Here is a 17,756-nt window from a genome sequence, read left to right as displayed (position 1 = left end):
TGGCGCGACGCAATCTCGGCGACATGCTTCAGGCGCGAATCATACCACGCCACGCGCTTCGCTTCGATCACGAGCGTTTCATCGGGCTGCGCGGCTCCCCGTCCCGCCAGTTGCCGTCGGCCCACATTCGCTCCAGCGCCACCCGATAGTTCGGGAAACGAAAGCTGTAGCCGGCCGCCTTGATCGCCTTGTTGGCGATGCGCTTGTTCTCGCCGTAGAAGGAACGCGCCATTGGCGAAAGTTGGGCGGTCTCGAAGGGAATTTCCGGCGGCGGTTCAATGCCCATCAGTCCGGCGGCATAGGCGACGACATCCTGCGGCGGCGCCGGCTCGTCGTCGGTGACGTTGAAGATGCCGCCGAGATTCTTCCCGGCCAGATGCCAAAGCGCGCCGGCGATGTCGTCGCAATGGATGCGGTTGAACACCTGGCCGGCCTTGACCAGCCGCCGCGCCGTGCCGTCCTCCAGATTGGCCAGCGCGTTGCGGCCCGGGCCGTAAATGCCGGAAAGCCGCAGGATCGCCACCGGCGTTCCGGTCTGCTGGCCCAGCTTCAGCCATTCCTGCTCGGCGGCCACCCGCATCACCGATCGCTTCGACACCGGCCTGCAGTCGGCGCTCTCATCCACCCAGGCGCCGCCATGGTCGCCATAGACGCCGACGGTCGAGAGGTAGGCGATCCATTCCAGCGCCGGCATCCTTGTCCGGATTGTCTCGCCGGCGGCGTCGAGCACCGGGTCGACCGCTTCGTCTGGGGCGACCGAGACGATGAGATGCGTCGTTTGCCGAAGCGCGTCGCCGATCTCGGCCGTGAGCGATCCCTCGAAGCGCAACGGCTCGATGCCCGCCTGCCGCAACGCTTCGAACCTTTCCGGCGAGCGCGTCGTGCCGAAGATCGGCGCGCCGAGCTCGTTGGCCTGCGCAAAGGCCTTGCCGGAATAGCCGGCGCCGAAAATGAAGAAGCGTCTTTCACTCATCAGGAAACCTCTGCGGAATGTCGCTGCGCCAAGAACCATTCGTCGCGCACCGCTGCGTCGCCTTCGGTCTGCAAGGCCGATGCGGCATGCGTCGCAAAATCGCGCGCAGGCATCAGCCGCGACAGTGCCCATACCGCCGCACCCCGCACCAGCGGGGAGCCGTCCTCGAGCAGGCCGTGCACGATCGACGTCAGCGAAGCATCGCCCGAATTGCCGGCGGCTATCAGGACGTTGCGGACAAAACGATCGCGGCCGATGCGCTTGATCGGCGAGCCGGAGAAGAAGGACCGGAACGCCGCGTCGTCGAGGAGCAAAAGCTCGGACAGCGGCGGCTCGCGCAACTCGGCGCGCGCGGCAAGCTTGGCCTCGGAGGCAGCGCTGGCGAATTTGTTCCACGGGCACGCGGCAAGGCAATCGTCGCAGCCATAGATGCGGTTGCCGATCTTCTCGCGGAATTCTCGCGGGATCGGCCCCTTGTTTTCGATGGTGAGGTAGGAAATGCAGCGCCGCGCATCGAGCCGGTAGGGGGCCGGGAAGGCATCGGTCGGGCAGACGTCGAGGCAGGCGCGGCAGGAGCCGCAATGATCTTCCTCCGGCCGGTCGGGTTCGAGCTCGGCGGTCGTGAAGATGGTGCCGAGGAACAGCCATGAGCCATGCGCGCGGCTGACCAGGTTGGTGTGCTTGCCCTGCCAGCCGAGCCCGGCAGCTTCGGCCAGCGGCTTTTCCATCACCGGGGCCGTGTCGACGAAGACTTTCACGTCGCCCCCCGCCCGCGCGACGATCTTGCCGGCGATCTCCTTCAGCCGGCCCTTCATCACGTCATGGTAGTCGCGGTTTTGCGCGTAGACCGAGATCGCGCCGCGATCGCGTTTTTTGAGGACATCGCGCGGGTCGCGGTCAGGACCGTAGTTCATCGCCAGAACGATGATCGAGCGCACCTGTGGCCACAGCGACGAAGGCTCGGCGCGGCGTTCGATCGTCTCGGCGATCCAGTCCATCGAGCCATGAAAACCCGAGGCGACAAATTCCGCCAGGCGCGCGGGCGCCAGCGGGATCGCGTCCGGCCGGGTGACGGCGACGGCATCGAAGCCGGCGCGGCGCGCCTCCGCGTCGATCAGCGCGCGCAGGCGGGTTTTGTCAGAAGTCGAGGTCCGCATAGTGCGATACCGGCGACAGGCCGCGCACCCGGTCGGTGAGCAGCGGCCGGAACGACGGCCGTGATTTGACGCGTGTATACCATTCGCGCGCGGCGGCATGTTCGCGCCAGTCGATCTCGCCGAGATAGTCAAGCACCGAAAGCGTCGCCGCCGCGGCGAGGTCGGCATAGGTTACCTTGTTGCCGGCCAGCCAATGGCGCGTGCCGGCCAGCCAGTTGGTGTATTTCATGTGCTGGCGGATGTTGGCGCGCGCGGCGCGGATCGCCGCCGAATCGGGCGAGCCGCCGCCGGCCGTCTCCGGCATGACCGGCTTCAGCACGCGCTCGCGCACCAGATGGCGGGTGACCTCGCTTTCGGCCTTGCTGAGATACCAGTCGGTCAGTCGGCGGATTTCGGCGCGCTGCATCGGGTCTTCGGCAAACAGCCGCCTGTCGCGCTTGAGCACCCCGCGCGTCTCGTCGAGATATTCGGCAATCACCATGGCGCCGACGATCGGCACGTCGCCTTCGGCAAGCAGGATCGGCAGCGTGCCGGCCGGGTTGAGCGCCAGGAACTCCTTGCGCCGCGTCCAGGGCTTTTCTTCGATCAGCGCCAGCTCCTCGCCATACTCGCCGAAGGCGAGGCGCACGAACCGGCAGGTGGCGAACATCGGATGATGGAAAAGCGTCAGCATGGTTCCGCGATGATAGGGCGCACTGGCGAATCGCCCCCTGCGCCGGTAAGTCTTGGCGGCCCGTCATGCGGCCGTCACGGTGTTGCGACCTATAGGGGGACTTCCGCGCCGTGACAAGCAAGCCGTTGTCTCCAGTCGTCCCCTAAATCCTGAGGTTGCCATGGAAAGCCAGACCATCGTCGAAGCGCTGCTGCTTGGGCTGCTGGAGGGCCTGACCGAGTTCATACCGGTCTCCTCGACCGGCCATATCCTGCTCGCCGGCCATTTCCTCGGCTTCCATTCCACCGGCAAGGCCTTCGAGATCCTGATCCAGCTCGGCGCGATCCTCGCCATCCTCAGCGTCTATTTCCGCCGCTTGTGGAAAATGCTGCTCGAGCTGCCGCATGATCGGCTGACCAGGCATTTCGTCATCGGCATCCTCATCGCCTTCCTGCCTGCGGCGGTCATCGGCGCGCTGGCGCATGACTTCATCAAGACCTTCCTGTTCGAATCGCCGCGCCTGATCTGCATCATGCTGATCATCGGCGGCGTCGTGCTGCTTGCCGTCGACCGCATGAATTTGAAGCCAGTCTACCGCGACGTCGAGCGCTTCCCGACTAGGCTCTATCTGCAGATCGGCCTGTTCCAGTGCCTGTCGCTGATCCCCGGCACCTCGCGCTCCGGCTCGACCATCGTCGGCGCGCTGCTTCTCGGCGTCGACAAGCGCGCGGCGGCGGAATTCTCCTTCTTCCTCGCCATGCCGACCATGGTTGGCGCCTTCGCCTTCGACCTGTTCAAGAACCGCAACGTGCTGACCTCGGCCGACCTGCCGGTCATCGCCGTCGGCTTCGTCGCCGCCTTCGTCAGCGCCCTGATCGTGGTGCGCTTCCTGCTCGATTACGTCTCGCGCAAGGGCTATTCGCTGTTCGGCTGGTGGCGCCTGGTGGTCGGCGGGTTGGGACTGGTAGCGCTGATGATCTGGGGGTGAGCTTACCCTCCCCCTTGTGGGGAGGGTCGATCCGCAAAGCGGATCGGGGTGGGGGTCGGCACCGTAACCCCCCGCCCCGGCTCGCCAGCGACGCTGCGCGTCACTTGCTCGCCGACCCTCCCGGGGGGAGGGTAAAGCCTCTCAATTCCTTCCATAAAAAGCATTCTCGACATGCACCGGCCAGCGCCAGGGCAGCACCGCCACCATGTCGAAACGTATTGAAAGCTTGCCATAGTCCGGCTGGCGCGACAGCCACAGGTCGGCGGCGCCCTCGATGCGCCGTTCCGACGCATGGGCGATAGCCTCCATCGCCTCCATCAGCGTGCGCCGCGCCTTGACCTCGACGAACAGCACGAGGTCGCCGCGCCGAGCGATCAGGTCGATCTCACCGAGCTTGGTGCGGTGGCGGCGGGCGAGGATGCGGTAGCCTTTCAGCATCAACGCCAGCGCCGCCAGCCATTCGCCGCGATGGCCGCGCCGATAGGCTTTTCGCCTATGACCAACGGTGCGCTCACCCACCGCCGGCGTCCTTCAGTTCCAGCAGCCGCCGGTAGAGCGCCTGCTTCTGGCCACCGGTCATTTTTGCCGCTTCGGCCGCCGCCTTGGAAGCAGGCATTTCGGCGGCCAGCGACAGCAGCAGCCGGTCGATATCGGCAGGCTGGTCCGCCGTGGCCTCGGCCGGACCGACGCAGATGACGATTTCGCCCTTGGGCGTGTCTGCCGCCGCATAGTGATCGGCGAGCGCGCCGAGCGTGCCCGTCCGCATCTCCTCGAAGGCCTTGGTCAGCTCGCGGCCGATCGCCGCCTGGCGCGCGCCGCCGAGCGTCTCGACCATCGCGGCAAGCGTTTCGGCCAGGCGCCGCGGCGACTCGAAGAAGATCAGCGTCGCCGGCACCTGCTTGAAGCTTTCGAGCTTCGTCAGCCGCTGTCCAGCCTTGGCTGGCAGGAAACCGGCGAACAGGAAGGCATCGGAGGGCAGGCCGGAAGCGGTCAGCGCGGCAAGCGCCGCCGAGGGCCCCGGCACCGGCACGACGCGGATGCCGCGCTCCAGCGCCTCGCCGACCAGCCGGTAGCCCGGATCGGACACCAGCGGCGTGCCGGCATCCGAGATCAGCGCCACGCTTTGCCCGGCAGCGAGTGCCTCGATCAGCTTCGGCCCGGCCTCTTGGGCATTGTGCTCGTGATAGGCAGTGGTGCGGCGGCGGATGCCGTAGCGCTCGAGCAGCACGCGCGAGACGCGCGTGTCCTCGCAGGCGACGATGTCGGCGCTGGCCAGCGTCTCCAGCGCGCGCAGCGTGATGTCGGCCAGATTGCCGATCGGCGTCGCCACAAGATAGAGCGCCGGCGCCAGCGGCCGCGCCGGAATCTCGGTCTGTCCGATCACATAGCTGCGTTTGTCGCCGGTCAAGAATGGCCCTCCGTTCAAGCAATTCCAGGAAAAGTGTGCGGCGGTTTTCCGTCTGGAATTGCGCAAGAAACAACGCCTGTTTGGCACGGCTCACACGTGGTTGCAAAACGTGAAGTCGCGGCAAGGAAATCGCCATGCCTTCGCCACAGTGAGCAACGAAACCGGCACCCTCGGATTTAATCCCTGATTCCTTGGAGGAGGCAGGACCGGACGATGCCCAATCGCTTCGACATTTTCATCAGCCGACTTGAAAGCAAAACCGCCCGCGAGGGTACTCCCCCACATCCGATCGCCGCCCAGAACGGCAACCGCCGCGATAAGGCCGACGCAAAGCCGGTCCGTAACGGCGAGCCGCATGGCGAGAAGCATCGCGGCAAGCACCGGCAGAAGCACGACGCCTGAAGCAGTTTGCGGCCTTCGCGATCTCTCGCCTCGTCATCCCAGGGCGGAGCAAGGAGCGAGGCGACGCGGCGCAGACCCTGGGATCCATGCCTTTACATCGAAGCTTCGCGAGCGGCGCAGAATTCTGCTCCGCCGCCCCCTTCGGCCGAGGTCACGGCCTGGATCCTCGGGTCAAGCCCGAGGATGACGAACGCGCTGGGGAGAACCGCATCCTCAAAGATATCTCCCGACCCTGACTTCCAGCAGACGCACCAGCTCGGGATCCATGAATCCGTAGTCGTCCGGAATGTCGAGGCAGATGACCTTGGCCCGCTTCAGGCTGCCCGGAACTTCTTCTGCAGCTTGGCGCGATGTACCTTCTCCATGACGAAAATGATGTCCGCCCAAGTGACGAGCTCATGTGTCAGCGGGTTGTCGGCGTCGTGATTGGTGCCTGCCGATTCGACCTCGATGTCGCGGCGCTTGGAAAACACCTGCTCGGCCGTCGGGCTCCGTAAGCGGTTCTGGCTGCAGACGAAGAGGACGTTCTTCAAGAACCTACCTAGCCAAATCCGCCACCACGGCATCGAGCACGATCATGCCGGCGGTCGTGGCGCGCAGCCGGGCGTTGCCGACAGGCGCCACCAGCCCTTCTTGCTGCAGCACCGACAGCCTGTCGCTCGACAGGCTGCGCCCCGCAAACGTCTCGTAGCGCTGAAGGTCGATGCCCTCGGCGAGCCTTAAGCCCATCAGCAGGAACTCGTCTGCCTCTTCGGTTCGCGTCAGCACCTCGCCGCCGGTGACGCCATGGCCCCTGGCCTCGACCAGGTTGAGCCAGGTCTCCGGCATCCTTTCCGCTATCGTCACCGTGCGGCGGCCGTTCTCGACGAAGCGGCCATGCGCGCCCGGTCCGACGCCGACATATTCGCCGTAGCGCCAATAGGTCAGATTGTGCCGGCTTTCCGCGCCCGGCCGCGCGTGATTGGAAATCTCGTAGGCCGGCAGCCCATGCGCCGCCGTCACCTCCTGCGTCAGCGCGTAGAGATCGGCGGCCTGGTCATTGTCCGGGATGACGAACTTCCGCGCCGCGTGCAGCGCATGGAACGGCGTGCCTTCCTCGATGGTCAGCTGGTAAAGCGAAAGGTGGTCGGCGGCATGGCCGATCGCCTGCTCAAGCTCCGAAGCCCAAGCCTCAGGCGTCTGGCCCGGCCGCGCATAGATAAGGTCGAAGGAGAGTCGTGGGAAGATCTCGCGCGCCAGGCCGATTGCCTGCAGCGCCTCCTCGACATTGTGCAGCCGGCCGAGGAAGCGCAGGTCCTTGTCGTTCAGCGCCTGCACGCCCAGCGACACGCGGTTGACGCCGGCCGCGCGATAGCCGCGGAAGCGCTCCGCCTCCACAGAGGACGGATTGGCCTCCAGCGTCACCTCGATGCCTTCGGGCACCGTCCAGTTCTGCGCCACGGCCTCCAGCACCGCCGCGACGATTTCCGGCTTCATCAGCGACGGCGTGCCGCCGCCGAGGAAAATGCTGGTCACCTCGCGCGGCCCGGTGCGGGCGCGCATCGTCGCCAGCTCCGTTTCAAAGGCGCGCGCAAAACGCTCCTGGTCGACGGGCTGGTGGCGGACATGGCTGTTGAAGTCGCAGTAAGGGCACTTGGCCGCGCAGAACGGCCAATGGACGTAGACGCCGAAGCCGGGGCCACGGTCGAGCGGCATGGTCTGGCCGGTCCCGATCATTTTGAGCCAAGCCGCGCCAAATCCAATCGGGCCAAATCCAATCGGGCCTGCGCGAATTTCTGGAAGGCGCGAGCACGATGCGACAGCGCCGTCGCCTGGCCGGGCTTCCAGCCGTGCTTTTGCTCGGCGCTCATCTCGCCGAACGTCTTGTCGAAGCCGTTGGGCAGGAAAACCGGATCGTAGCCGAAACCGAGCGTGCCGCGCGGCGGCCACACCAGCGTGCCTTCCGCTTCGCCACGGTAATATTCGGCCTCACCGTCAGGGAAGGCGAGGCAGATGACGGCGACGAAACGGCCGGTGCGTTGCGCCGGCTCTGTCGCGCCGACCTCCTGCAGCGCCACTTCGGTGCGCTGCATGGCCATGCCGAAATCCCTGCTGCCGCCGGGTGTCTCGGCCCAGTTGGCAGTATAGACGCCGGGCGCGCCGTCAAGCGCGTCGACGCAGAGCCCGGAATCGTCCGACAGCGCCGGCAGGCCGGTGGCCTTGGCTGCGGCGAAGGCCTTGATATAGGCATTCTCCTCGAAGGTCGTGCCGGTCTCGTCAGGTTCCGGCAGGCCGTATTCCTTGGCCGATTTCGCCTCGAAGCCGAACGGCGCCATCAGGTCGGCGAATTCGCGCAGCTTGCCGGCGTTGTGGCTGGCGACGACGATCTTTTTTCCGTTGAGCGAATGCATCACAGGCCCCAGATCCTTGGCTCGGCGAACTCGATCGAATTGCCCGATGGGTCGCGGATATAGATCGAATGTCCACCCTGCGGCCATTCGAAGTCGCTTTCGATGGCGATGTTTCTTGCCGCCAGATGCTTGCGCCATTCGGCGATCTCATCGGCGGTTGCCGTGAAGCAGAGATGGCCCTCGCCGAGGGTGCCATGTGGCGGCACCTTCAACCTGGCGTCGGGCGCCGGCGGGACTTTCGTCGCCTCGGCATTGAAGAGCAGCAGCACCCCGTTGCCGCAGCGGAAGAAGACGTGCCGGCCCTCGACCTTGCCCACCGGATCAAGGCCGATGATGTCGCGGTAGAAGGCTTCGGCCTTAGCCAGATCAGTCACATAGAGAGCGGATTCCAAAATCGCGGAGGGGGTCACGAGGCACCCCCCTCTGCCCGAAGCGACAGCGAAGGGCCGGGCCCGGCAGGCCAGAGGGGGGTGCGAAGGATCGCCAACCTCATCAATAACCCTACGCCACCGCCATCTGCTGCAGGCTCACCAGGCGCTGGATGCCCTTCTTGGCGAGCGCCATCAGCGCGGAAAACTGCTCTTCGGAAAACGGCTCGCCCTCTGCCGTGCCCTGGATCTCGACGATGCCGCCCTTGCCGGTCATGACGAAATTGGCGTCGGTGCCGGCGGAAGAATCCTCGAGATAGTCGAGGTCGATGACCGGCTGGCCGTCATGGATGCCGCAGGAGATCGCGGCGACATGGTCCTTCAGCACCTTGGAAACGCTGGCCATCTGGCGCGCTTCCATCCAGCGCAGGCAATCGTAGAGCGCTACCCAGCCGCCGGTGATCGAGGCCGTGCGGGTGCCGCCATCGGCCTGGATGACGTCGCAGTCGACGGTGATCTGCTGTTCGCCCAGCGCCTGCAGGTCGACAACGGCGCGCAAGGAGCGGCCGATCAGCCGCTGGATCTCCAGCGTGCGGCCGCCCTGCTTGCCGGCGGAGGCCTCGCGGCGCATGCGCTCGCCGGTCGAGCGCGGCAGCATGCCGTATTCGGCCGTCACCCAGCCCTTGCCGGAATTGCGCATCCAGGCCGGCACCTTTTCCTCCAGGCTGGCCGTGCACAAGACATGCGTGTCGCCGAACTTCACCAGGCACGAGCCTTCGGCATGCTTGGAGACGCCGCGCTCGAAGGAGATGGCGCGCATTTCGTCGGCTTGGCGTTTGGAGGGGCGCATTCGGCCTTCTTTCCTATGGTTTTTGGAATCGTGGCCGGCTTGTAGACGCATGCGGCGCATGGCGCAAAGGAAAAGGGGAGCGCAAGGGAAACAGGGGCGCGGGGAAAGCAGGCCGGGTTGCGCCTTTGGGGCGGAAGTCTATATCTTCTAAGCGGAGGTTCCTGGCTGGAATGAACAAGGCAGTCGATCCCGCTTCACCCGTGCTTCAGTCGCTCGACATGCGTTCGCGCGACATCTTCAGGCGGATTGTCGATTCCTATCTGCGCGATGGCGAGCCGGTCGGCTCGCGCAGCCTGTCGCGCATCCTGCCCTCATCGCTGTCGCCGGCTACCATCCGCAACGTGATGAGCGATCTCGAGCATCTGGGATTGATCTACGCGCCCCACATCTCGGCCGGCCGCCTGCCGACCCAGACCGGGCTGCGCTTCTTCGTCGACGCCTTCATGGAGCTCGGCGACCTGTCCGACGAGGAGCGCCGCGTCATCGAGGCGCAGGTGCGCGCCTCGGGCTCGGGCGCGACGCTGGAGCACATGCTGACCGAGGCCAGCCAGATGCTGTCCGGCATGTCGCGCGGCGCCGGCCTGGTGCTCGCGGCCAAGAACGAGGTGGCGCTCAAGCATATCGAGTTCATCCAGCTCGAACCCACCAAGGCGCTGGCCGTGCTGGTATCGCAGGGCGGCGACGTCGAGAACCGCGTCGTCGACCTGCCGGCCGGCATCACCGTCTCGCAGCTGCACGAGGCTTCCAACTTCCTCAACGCGCATATCAGGGGCCGCACGCTGGCTGAGGCGCGCATCGAGATCGCCCGCATCAAGGACGAGACGAAGTCCGCCCTCGACACGCTGTCGCAGGATCTGGTCGAGAAGGGCCTCGCGGTCTGGGCCGGCTCCGAAAGCGGCCTGCCGGCGCGCCTCATCGTGCGCGGCCGCGCCAACCTTCTGGAGAACGTCACCGCCCAAGCGGATCTCGAACTGCTGCGCCATCTGTTCGAGGATCTGGAGACGCAGGACGGGCTGCTGCAGCTCCTCGACCTCGCCGAGCAAGGCTCGGGCGTGCGCATCTTCATCGGCTCGGAGAACAAGCTGTTCTCGCTGTCCGGCTCGTCGCTGGTCGTCGCGCCCTATCGCGACAAGGACGCGCGCGTCGTCGGTGCGCTCGGCGTCATCGGCCCGACCCGGCTCAACTATGCCCGCATCGTACCTATGGTCGACTATACTGCCCAATTGATCTCGCGCATGCTGAGCTAAGCGGGAGCGGGCGGATCATCGCAAGGAGGGTGGAAATGGCGCTGGAATCGCTCAAGGCTCAGATCAGCCTGCTGCTCGAGGAAATGGTGAACCAGCCGGAAGACGATCACGAGATCCAGGAGCAGCTGCGCGAGAAGCTGAGGGAAATGCGGGCCATGGGCCTGCCGCTGCCGGCCGATCTGGTCGCGCTGGAGAAGCAGCTCGACGAGGATTTCGACGTCGAGGAAAGCTGAGCTTCCCTGCCTCCGTCAAATCTGCGTGCGTCAGCCGTTCTTTGTGGAACGCCGGCCGATCTCAGCTGTTTCTGCACATGACGCAGCGCTTCCTGCCAGGGAGAACAGCATGATCCGGATCGCCGGCGTTGCGGCCCTCGCCCTGTCCGTTGCCGCCGCGGCCCTGGCGCAGCAGGCCGACCAAGCTTTGCTCACAGGCAAGAAAGCCTTCGGCGACTGGAAGGCCGACCGGCCAGGCGTCCGGCGTCTCATCAAGCCGGACGATCTGCCGAAGCCCTATGTCACCGACTCTGCGTCGAACGGCGGCGGCGTCACCGATCGCCCCGAGGATGCGAGGCCGATCCTCCCGCCCGGTTTCTCCGTCGAGCTCGTCGCGTCCGGCCTCGACGGCCCGCGCGTCGTGCGCGTCGCGCCGAACGGCGATCTCTTCATCGCCGACAGCAGGGCGAACCAGGTCCTCGCCTATCGGCCCGCGCAAGGAAGCGCGAAACCCGCTGGGAAGTCCGTCTTCGCCAAGGGCCTGACCCGGCCCTACGGCATCGCCTTCTATCCGCCGGGCGATAAGCCGCAATGGGTCTATGTCGCCAAACAGCGACAGCGTCGTGCGCTTTCCCTATAAGGAGGGCGATCTCGAAGCGTCCGGCAGGCCGGAAACGATCGTCTCCGACGTCCCCTCAAGCCACCACTGGACGCGCGACATCGCCTTTTCGCCCGACGGCAAGACGCTCTATCTGTCGGTCGGCTCGGGCTCGAACATCGCTGAGGACATGGGCGCCAGGCCGAAAGGCGGCGTCGAGGAATGGGCAAGGTCGAAGCCGCTCGGCGCCGCCTGGGGTTCCGAGGAAGGCCGCGCCGACGTGCTCGCCTTCGATCCCGACGGCAACAACCGCAGGATGGTCGCCACCGGCCTGCGCAATTGCTCGGGCATGACCGTGCAGCCGGCGACGGGCGCGCTCTGGTGCGTCGTCAACGAACGCGACGAGCTCGGCGACGACGTGCCTTTCGAATACGCCACGGCCGTCAAGGACGGCGCCTTCTATGGCTGGCCCTGGTACTATATCGGCGACAATGAGGATCCGCGCCACAAGGGCGCACGGCCCGATCTCGCCGGCAAGGTCACGGTGCCTGACGTTCTGATGCAGGCGCATTCGGCGCCGCTCAACATTGCCTTCTACGAAGGCCGCAACTTCCCGGGCGACTACAAGGGCGACGCCTTCGTCACCTTGCACGGTTCCTGGAATCGCAAGATCCGCACCGGCTACAAGGTGGTGCGGCTGAAGTTCAAGGACGGCAAGCCGACCGGCGAATATGAGGATTTCGCCACCGGCTTCGTCATTGCCGACGACGCGGTCTGGGGCCGGCCGGTTGGTGTGGCTGTGGCGAAGGACGGCGCGCTGATCCTGACCGAGGACGGCAACGGCACCATCTGGCGCGTCACATACGGCGAGGGCCGGTCCTGAAGCCTCGCTGGTGCAATCGAATCCAGCCGCAAGGGAATTAACCGGAAAGGGGATTTGTGGTAGTCAGCCGCCGCTTCAGGGCAATCCCGGCTTGCGGGATCACCCTTTGAAACCAGGGCTTGGAACCATGACCCTCACCGGATTTCTCGCTTACAGCGCCGCCCTCGGCGTGGCCGCCGCCATTCCGGGCCCCGGCGTAACGGCGCTGGTCGCCCGCGCGCTCGGCTCCGGCTTCCGTTCCTCGCTGGCGATGTCGTTCGGCCTGATGCTCGGCGATATCACCTATCTCACCGCCGTGGTGCTCGGCCTGGCCTTCGTCGCGCAGACCTTCGGCATGGTCTTCCTGGCCATCAAATGGGCCGGTGTCGCCTATCTCGCTTTCCTTGCCTGGCGCTTCTGGACCAGCGGCATTTCGCCCGAAACGGTCGAGGCGCGCAAAGGCAAGGGTGGCTTCGTGGCGAGCTTCATCGCCGGGCTGACGGTGACGCTCGGCAATCCGAAGACGATGATCTTCTACCTTGCCATCACGCCGACCATCGTCGACCTGAAGACCATCACGCTGGCCGACTACGGCATCCTGGTGGCGCTCACCGTCGTCGTGCTGTTCGTGGTGCTGGTGCCCTATCTGGCGCTGGCCGCCAAGGCGCGCTGGTTCCTGAAGTCGCCGCGTGCGCTGAAGATTCTCAACCGCACCGCCGCCGGCTTCATGATGGGTGCAGCCGCAGCTATAGCGGCGCGCCAATAGGCTCGCGTATCAATCGGTCCGGTGTTTCGGCCAAGCCATTCCGAAATCGGGCCAATCCGGAAAATGCATTTCCGGCGGGGGGTGGTTTTCAGCAACCGCCCCACTCGGATATTTTCGGCTGGCAGCCTATCTTGCGCGGCTGAAAGCCCTATTCTGTCTGGCTAATGTCTTTGCCTTGGGAGCGAAACCGATGAACAAGCCCGTCACCTCCGCGCGCGTGCCCGGCCGCGGCCGCATCTTCAACTCGATCACCGAGACGATTGGAGACACGCCGCTGGTGCGGCTGGACAAGTTCGCCAGGGAGAAGGGCATCGTCGCCAACGTTCTGGCCAAGCTCGAATTCTTCAATCCGATCGCCTCGGTCAAGGACCGCATCGGCGTCGCCATGATCGAGGCGCTGGAGGCCGCCGGCAAGATCGCGCCAGGCAGGACCACGCTGATCGAGCCGACTTCCGGAAACACGGGCATCGCGCTGGCCTTCGCCGCCGCCGCCAAGGGCTACAAGCTGATCCTCACCATGCCGGAGACGATGTCGGTCGAGCGCCGCAAGATGCTGGCGCTGCTCGGCGCCGAACTGGTGCTCACCGAGGGGCCGAAAGGCATGAAGGGCGCCATCGCCAAGGCCGATGAGCTCGCCGCCACACTGCCCAACGCCATCATCCCGCAGCAGTTCGAGAATCCGGCCAATCCAGAGATCCATCGCCGCACCACGGCCGAGGAGATCTGGAACGACACCAATGGCGAGGTCGACATCTTCGTTGCCGGCATTGGCACCGGCGGCACCATCACCGGCGTCGGCCAGGTGCTGAAGAAGCGCAAGCCTTCGCTGCATGTCGTGGCCGTCGAGCCGGAGGCTTCGCCGGTGCTCTCCGGCGGTCAGCCCGGCCCGCACAAAATCCAGGGCATCGGCGCCGGTTTCGCGCCCAAGATCCTCGACACCACGATCTATGACGAGATCGTGCGCGTCTCGAACGAGGACTCGGTCTCCAATGCGCGCCTTGTCGCCCGCCTCGAAGGCGTGCCGGTCGGCATCTCGTCGGGTGCAGCGTTGCAGGCGGCGATCGTCGTCGGCTCGCGGCCGGAGAACAAAGGCAAGAACCTGGTCGTCGTCATCCCGTCCTTTGCCGAGCGCTATCTGTCGACGATCCTGTTCGACGGGCTGGGGGCCTAGGCGCGCGTACTTCGGAGGTTGGCCTCAGCCGCCCTCACGAAGTCGGTAATGTCTCGCCAGTCCTTGCTGGACTGTTCGAAAAGCGTCTCTGGCAGGCGGCGCCAAGCTTGAGCGGACCCCCGCTTCCGGCTCATATCGTCGCCGGCCGCAATCGGCCGGCGGGAGAATTTTGATGTATACGCTCTACACGCGCCCCGGCAGCGGCGGCTTCGTCGTCGAGGCGGCCCTTGCCATGGCCGACGCGCCGTTCCGGCAGATCGACGTGCCGAAGAAGGACCCGCCCGACCCGGCTTTTCTCGCCGTCAGCCCCTTGAACCAGGTGCCGGCGCTAACCTTGCCCGATGGCTGCTCGCTGACCGAATCGGCGGCAATCTGCATCCTGCTCGCCGAGCGTCACCCGCAGGCCGGTCTCTCGCCGGAAGCGGGCTCGCCGGGCCGCGCCGACTTCCTGCGCTGGATGGCCTTCATGTCGTCGGTGCTCTATCCCGCGATCCTCAGGCTCTATTACGCCCATCGCTACACGGCCAGCGCCGACGGCGTGCAGGCGGTGAAGAGGCGGCTATCGCCGAGATGGATCGCGGCTTTGCCATTGTCGACAACGCGCTTGCCGGCCGAAACTGGCTGGCGGGCGAAGAACTGTCGCTCGCCGACATCTACCTCGTCATGCTGGCGGCCTGGCATCCCGATACCGAGAGGGCACGCATGGCGTGGCCGAACATCGAACGGCTGTGGGGCAAATTGCGCCAGCACGAATTGATGCGCAGGCTTAACGCGGCGCACGACATGTGGCCGCAGGAGTAACGGCCGTCTCGCTCTGACTATTTGTTTTTGCGTAATTCCGGACGGAAAACCGCCGCACGCTTTTCCTGGAATTGCGTTAGTTCCGGACCAGCTTGCCCCGCTCCGTCTGCAGGAAGCGGCGCAAGGCCGGATCGCGCTCCAGGCCGATCGCCCGGTCATAGGCTTCGGCGGCATCGGCCGTCCTGCCGAGCCTGGCCGATAGCTCGGCCCGCGCCGCCCAATAGGGCTGGTACTCGGCAAGCCGCCTGTCGGCGCCGATCCCGTCGAGCGCGGCAAGGCCCGCGACAGCCCCCTCGGCCTCGGCGATCGCCACGGCGCGGTTGATCGCCACCACCGGCGAGCCGGCGATCGCCATCAGCGCGTCGTAGAGCTGGCGGATCGCGGCCCAGTCGGTGCTGCCGCTGCGCCGTCGCTCCGTATGCGCCGACTGCACGGCGGCTTCCAATTGGTAGCGGCCGATGATTCTCCTGGCCGCCGCGCGCTTGAGCAGCGCTTCCGCCTCGTCGATCAGCGCGTCGTCCCAGTACGCCGCGTCCTGCGCGGCCAGCGGCACGAAATCTCCCTCGGGGCTGCGCCGCGCCGCGCGCCGCGCTTCGGCGAAAAGCATCAGCGCCAGAAGCCCGAGTGTTTCCGGCTCGTCCGGGATCAGCGAGGCGACGAGCCGGCCGAGCCAGATGCCTTCGCTGGCAAGGTTGCGCCGTCGCGTCTCGGTGCCGGCCGGGTCTGACCAACCTTCGGCAAAAGTGGCGTAGATCGCTTCCAGCACGGCGCCGAGCCGCTCGCCAAGCTCGGCCTGCTCCGGCACGCGGAAGGGGATGCCGGCCTCGCGGATGCGGTTCTTGGCGCGCACGAGACGCTGGCTCATCGTCGCCGGCGAGACGAGGAAAGCGGAAGCGATGGTCGCCGCGTCGAAGCCCAGCACAGTCTGCAGGATCAGCGGCGCGCGCACGCTCGATTCGATCGCCGGATGGGCGCAGGCAAACATCAGCCTGAGCCGCTCGTCGGGCAAATCCTCACTCGTCATGTGCGCCTCCGCCTCTTCGGCAATCAGCTGCAGATGGTCGCGCGCCGCCTCGCCGGTCAGCCGCCGCCGCACGGCGTCGACGCCGCGCCGGCGCGCCACCGCGAGCAGCCAGGCTTCCGGTTTTTCGGGCACGCCGCTTCTCGGCCAGCGCTCCAGCGCCGCGGCGAACGCTTCGGCCAGCGCGTCCTCGGCGCCGGCGACGTCGCGCGTGCGGGCCGCGAGATAGGCGACCAGCTTGCCGTAGCTCTGACGGGCGGCCGCCTCGGCCGCCGCCCGCGCCATCTCCTGGCGACCGTCCATGTTGCTAGGACAGGTAGTCGGTCATTTCCCAGATCGGTCGCACCTCGACCGTGCCGGTGCTGGCTGCCGGGCAGCGCGCGCCCCATTCCATGGCCGTGTCGATGTCCGTCGCCTCGATCATGTAGAAACCGGCAAGCTGCTCCTTGGTATCGGCATAGGGACCATCGAGCACGTTGGTCTTGCCGTTGGCCATCCTGATCGATGTCGCTGCCTGGGTCGGGCGCAGCCTTTCGCCGGCAAGGTACGCGCCGGATTTCTTCAAGGCTTCGGTATAGGCGCCATAGGCCGCGAGCGTCTGCTCGGTCTTGTCGCGCGGCGCATTCGCCATCGCGGCTTCGTCATTGTAGATCAAAAGCATGTATCGCATGGGTCTTCTCCGTTTTCTCGAAGGCCGCGTCGTCGCGGGCCGACCTATGTCGTGCGGCTGCGGCCGATTTCGACAGGCGCCTTGAAAATCTTTCGCCCCCGAAGCGATCGAGCGCAAGCCGGCGCTTTTCGCCACACTCAACCGTTGGTCTAATGCATGCAATTGCGGGTTGGCATTTCGTGCCTCCTGTCTAAACTCCGAACTTCGCGCCGGAGAGGCGGTGAGGCGCGAGCCGTTGTTTCAGGAGGAGGAAACCATATGCGCGATTTCAGGACGAAATTTGGTGCCGCCGGCGCTTTGGCGCTGTCGCTCGGCCTCGGCGCCATGTCGGCCGGGGCGCAGGAATTCATCAACGTGCTGACCGGCGGCACGTCGGGCGTCTATTATCCGCTCGGCGTCGCGCTGTCCGAGATCTACGGCAAGGGCATCGAAGGCGCCCGCACCCAGGTGCAGGCGACCAAGGCATCGGTCGAGAACCTCAACCTGCTGCAGCAGGGCAAGGGCGAGATCGCCTTCGCGCTCGGCGATTCCGTCAAGCTCGCCGCCGAAGGCAACACCGAGGCCGGCTTTCCCGGCAAGCTCGACAAGCTGCGTGGCATCGCCGCCATCTATCCCAACTACATCCAGATCGTCGCCAGCAAGGAGTCCGGCATCAAGACGCTCGCCGACCTCAAGGGCAAGAGCCTGTCGGTCGGCGCGCCCGCCTCCGGCACGGAACTCAACGCCCGCGCCATCTTCGCCGCCGCCGGGCTGAAATACGAGGATCTCGGACGCGTCGAATATCTGCCTTTCGCCGAATCGGTCGAGCTGATCAAGAACCGCCAGCTCGACGCCACGCTGCAATCGGCCGGCCTGGGCGTCGCCTCGATCCGCGACCTCGCCACCTCCGTGCCGATCAATGTCGTCGCCGTGCCGGCCGAGGATGTCGCCAAGATCGGCTCGCCCTATCTGTCGGTCGTCATTCCCAAGGGGACCTATGAGGGCCAGGCGGAGGATGTCGCGACCGCCGCGGTCGGCAATTTCCTCGTCACCCGGGCCGATGTTTCCGACGAGACCGCCTATCAGATGACCAAGCTGATGTTCGAGCATCTCGACCAGCTCGCCGCCGCGCACGCCGCCGCCAAGGCGATCGATCCGGCCAAGGCGCTCAACGGCATGCCGGTGCCGCTGCATCCCGGCGCGGAGAAATATTACAAGGAAAAAGGGCTGCTGAAGTAGGC

Annotated in this window: 18 protein-coding genes and 3 pseudogenes; 9 read left to right on the top strand and 12 right to left on the bottom strand. The window is 65.9% G+C overall.

Translation table 11 applies throughout. The features are described from left to right. Window positions 1–67: 67 nt before the first annotated feature. Genes EN853_RS24120 through EN853_RS24110 form a run of 3 tightly spaced genes read right to left on the bottom strand, consistent with a single transcriptional unit; the run spans window position 68 to window position 2,803 of the window. Window positions 68–973: an SDR family oxidoreductase gene (locus tag EN853_RS24120; protein ID WP_127859600.1), complete on the bottom strand. Its 906-nt coding sequence runs from the start codon at window positions 971–973 to the stop codon at window positions 68–70. Beyond that, on the bottom strand, window positions 973–2,130 hold the full coding sequence (queG, locus tag EN853_RS24115) for a tRNA epoxyqueuosine(34) reductase QueG (RefSeq protein ID WP_127859599.1): 1,158 nt from the start codon (window positions 2,128–2,130) through the stop codon (window positions 973–975). The genes EN853_RS24120 and queG overlap by 1 nt, the downstream gene beginning before the upstream one ends. Then, complete coding sequence (locus EN853_RS24110) at window positions 2,111–2,803, bottom strand: glutathione S-transferase family protein (RefSeq protein ID WP_127859598.1); 693 nt, start codon at window positions 2,801–2,803, stop codon at window positions 2,111–2,113. The genes queG and EN853_RS24110 overlap by 20 nt, the downstream gene beginning before the upstream one ends. Before the next feature lie 160 nt (window positions 2,804–2,963). Between EN853_RS24110 and EN853_RS24105 the strand changes: the two genes are divergently transcribed. Next, on the top strand, window positions 2,964–3,770 hold the full coding sequence (locus EN853_RS24105; protein WP_127859597.1) for an undecaprenyl-diphosphate phosphatase: 807 nt from the start codon (window positions 2,964–2,966) through the stop codon (window positions 3,768–3,770). 141 nt (window positions 3,771–3,911) lie between these two features. Here EN853_RS24105 and EN853_RS24100 read toward each other — a convergent pair whose 3' ends face one another. Together EN853_RS24100 and rsmI are read right to left on the bottom strand one after the other, a co-directional pair. Then, window positions 3,912–4,289: a YraN family protein gene (locus EN853_RS24100; protein WP_127859596.1), complete on the bottom strand. Its 378-nt coding sequence runs from the start codon at window positions 4,287–4,289 to the stop codon at window positions 3,912–3,914. Beyond that, window positions 4,282–5,178: a 16S rRNA (cytidine(1402)-2'-O)-methyltransferase gene (gene rsmI / locus EN853_RS24095; RefSeq protein ID WP_167524576.1), complete on the bottom strand. Its 897-nt coding sequence runs from the start codon at window positions 5,176–5,178 to the stop codon at window positions 4,282–4,284. The genes EN853_RS24100 and rsmI overlap by 8 nt, the downstream gene beginning before the upstream one ends. A 213-nt stretch (window positions 5,179–5,391) precedes the next feature. Here rsmI and EN853_RS24090 point away from each other — a divergent pair, with 213 nt between their 5' ends. Continuing rightward, window positions 5,392–5,580, top strand: coding sequence for a hypothetical protein (locus EN853_RS24090; protein WP_127859594.1), 189 nt, complete (start codon window positions 5,392–5,394; stop codon window positions 5,578–5,580). Window positions 5,581–5,793: 213 nt separating this feature from the next. On the opposite strand, the pseudogene EN853_RS24085 reads toward EN853_RS24090, so the two are convergent. From EN853_RS24085 to rph, 5 genes and pseudogenes are all read right to left on the bottom strand, one after another. After that, window positions 5,794–6,113 (bottom strand): annotated as a pseudogene (locus EN853_RS24085) (low molecular weight protein tyrosine phosphatase family protein). Between the two features lie 4 nt (window positions 6,114–6,117). Next, window positions 6,118–7,296, bottom strand: a complete 1,179-nt coding sequence (hemW, locus tag EN853_RS24080) for a radical SAM family heme chaperone HemW (RefSeq protein ID WP_127859593.1) — start codon at window positions 7,294–7,296, stop codon at window positions 6,118–6,120. Continuing rightward, complete coding sequence (rdgB, locus tag EN853_RS24075; RefSeq protein ID WP_127859592.1) at window positions 7,293–7,970, bottom strand: RdgB/HAM1 family non-canonical purine NTP pyrophosphatase; 678 nt, start codon at window positions 7,968–7,970, stop codon at window positions 7,293–7,295. The genes hemW and rdgB overlap by 4 nt, the downstream gene beginning before the upstream one ends. Next, the gene (locus tag EN853_RS24070) at window positions 7,970–8,380 is read right to left on the bottom strand and encodes a VOC family protein (RefSeq protein WP_127859591.1); all 411 of its coding nucleotides are present in this window, start codon (window positions 8,378–8,380) and stop codon (window positions 7,970–7,972) included. Before EN853_RS24070 ends, rdgB begins: the two co-directional genes overlap by 1 nt. Window positions 8,381–8,471: 91 nt before the next feature. Next, a complete protein-coding gene (rph, locus tag EN853_RS24065; RefSeq protein WP_040970279.1) occupies window positions 8,472–9,188 on the bottom strand; it encodes a ribonuclease PH in 717 nt (238 codons plus the stop codon). A 170-nt stretch (window positions 9,189–9,358) separates the two neighbouring features. On the opposite strand from rph, the gene hrcA reads away from it, so the two are divergent. From hrcA to EN853_RS24035, 6 genes and pseudogenes are all read left to right on the top strand, one after another. Next, the gene (gene hrcA, locus EN853_RS24060; RefSeq protein WP_127859590.1) at window positions 9,359–10,435 is read left to right on the top strand and encodes a heat-inducible transcriptional repressor HrcA; all 1,077 of its coding nucleotides are present in this window, start codon (window positions 9,359–9,361) and stop codon (window positions 10,433–10,435) included. Between the two features lie 35 nt (window positions 10,436–10,470). After that, complete coding sequence (locus EN853_RS24055) at window positions 10,471–10,668, top strand: hypothetical protein (protein WP_127859589.1); 198 nt, start codon at window positions 10,471–10,473, stop codon at window positions 10,666–10,668. Window positions 10,669–10,777: 109 nt separating this feature from the next. Then, window positions 10,778–12,128, top strand: a pseudogene (locus EN853_RS24050) (sorbosone dehydrogenase family protein). A 127-nt stretch (window positions 12,129–12,255) separates the two neighbouring features. Continuing rightward, complete coding sequence (locus EN853_RS24045; RefSeq protein ID WP_127859588.1) at window positions 12,256–12,873, top strand: LysE family translocator; 618 nt, start codon at window positions 12,256–12,258, stop codon at window positions 12,871–12,873. A 190-nt stretch (window positions 12,874–13,063) separates the two neighbouring features. Continuing rightward, window positions 13,064–14,044 (top strand): cysteine synthase A, encoded by a 981-nt coding sequence (gene cysK / locus EN853_RS24040; protein WP_127859587.1) that lies wholly within the window; start codon window positions 13,064–13,066, stop codon window positions 14,042–14,044. A gap of 172 nt (window positions 14,045–14,216) precedes the next feature. Next, window positions 14,217–14,845, top strand: a pseudogene (locus EN853_RS24035) (glutathione S-transferase family protein). Window positions 14,846–14,921: 76 nt separating this feature from the next. Here the strand turns inward: EN853_RS24035 and EN853_RS24030 are convergent. Together EN853_RS24030 and EN853_RS24025 are read right to left on the bottom strand one after the other, a co-directional pair. After that, window positions 14,922–16,169: an RNA polymerase sigma factor gene (locus EN853_RS24030; RefSeq protein ID WP_127859586.1), complete on the bottom strand. Its 1,248-nt coding sequence runs from the start codon at window positions 16,167–16,169 to the stop codon at window positions 14,922–14,924. A 4-nt stretch (window positions 16,170–16,173) separates the two neighbouring features. After that, on the bottom strand, window positions 16,174–16,536 hold the full coding sequence (locus tag EN853_RS24025) for a YciI family protein (protein WP_059188961.1): 363 nt from the start codon (window positions 16,534–16,536) through the stop codon (window positions 16,174–16,176). A 258-nt stretch (window positions 16,537–16,794) separates the two neighbouring features. Between EN853_RS24025 and EN853_RS24020 the strand changes: the two genes are divergently transcribed. After that, the gene (locus tag EN853_RS24020; RefSeq protein ID WP_127859585.1) at window positions 16,795–17,754 is read left to right on the top strand and encodes a TAXI family TRAP transporter solute-binding subunit; all 960 of its coding nucleotides are present in this window, start codon (window positions 16,795–16,797) and stop codon (window positions 17,752–17,754) included. Window positions 17,755–17,756: the final 2 nt, after the last annotated feature.

The organism is Mesorhizobium sp. M1C.F.Ca.ET.210.01.1.1, assembly GCF_004791585.1.
In the GTDB taxonomy this organism is placed as follows: Bacteria; Pseudomonadota; Alphaproteobacteria; order Rhizobiales; family Rhizobiaceae; genus Mesorhizobium.
Note: the sequence above shows the minus strand (reverse complement) of the source record. Positions and strands in the feature narration are given on the sequence as shown.

What these genes read in the sequence shown, in the direction of transcription:
- EN853_RS24120 (WP_127859600.1), bottom strand. Translation starts at nt 973, where the DNA reads ATGAGTGAAAGACGCTTCTTCATTTTCGGCGCCGGCTATTCCGGCAAG.
- queG (WP_127859599.1), bottom strand. Translation starts at nt 2,130, where the DNA reads ATGCGGACCTCGACTTCTGACAAAACCCGCCTGCGCGCGCTGATCGAC.
- EN853_RS24110 (WP_127859598.1), bottom strand. Translation starts at nt 2,803, where the DNA reads ATGCTGACGCTTTTCCATCATCCGATGTTCGCCACCTGCCGGTTCGTG.
- EN853_RS24105 (WP_127859597.1), top strand. Translation starts at nt 2,964, where the DNA reads ATGGAAAGCCAGACCATCGTCGAAGCGCTGCTGCTTGGGCTGCTGGAG.
- EN853_RS24090 (WP_127859594.1), top strand. Translation starts at nt 5,392, where the DNA reads ATGCCCAATCGCTTCGACATTTTCATCAGCCGACTTGAAAGCAAAACC.
- hemW (WP_127859593.1), bottom strand. Translation starts at nt 7,296, where the DNA reads ATGATCGGGACCGGCCAGACCATGCCGCTCGACCGTGGCCCCGGCTTC.
- rdgB (WP_127859592.1), bottom strand. Translation starts at nt 7,970, where the DNA reads ATGCATTCGCTCAACGGAAAAAAGATCGTCGTCGCCAGCCACAACGCC.
- rph (WP_040970279.1), bottom strand. Translation starts at nt 9,188, where the DNA reads ATGCGCCCCTCCAAACGCCAAGCCGACGAAATGCGCGCCATCTCCTTC.
- hrcA (WP_127859590.1), top strand. Translation starts at nt 9,359, where the DNA reads ATGAACAAGGCAGTCGATCCCGCTTCACCCGTGCTTCAGTCGCTCGAC.
- EN853_RS24055 (WP_127859589.1), top strand. Translation starts at nt 10,471, where the DNA reads ATGGCGCTGGAATCGCTCAAGGCTCAGATCAGCCTGCTGCTCGAGGAA.
- EN853_RS24045 (WP_127859588.1), top strand. Translation starts at nt 12,256, where the DNA reads ATGACCCTCACCGGATTTCTCGCTTACAGCGCCGCCCTCGGCGTGGCC.
- cysK (WP_127859587.1), top strand. Translation starts at nt 13,064, where the DNA reads ATGAACAAGCCCGTCACCTCCGCGCGCGTGCCCGGCCGCGGCCGCATC.
- EN853_RS24030 (WP_127859586.1), bottom strand. Translation starts at nt 16,169, where the DNA reads ATGGACGGTCGCCAGGAGATGGCGCGGGCGGCGGCCGAGGCGGCCGCC.
- EN853_RS24025 (WP_059188961.1), bottom strand. Translation starts at nt 16,536, where the DNA reads ATGCGATACATGCTTTTGATCTACAATGACGAAGCCGCGATGGCGAAT.
- EN853_RS24020 (WP_127859585.1), top strand. Translation starts at nt 16,795, where the DNA reads ATGCGCGATTTCAGGACGAAATTTGGTGCCGCCGGCGCTTTGGCGCTG.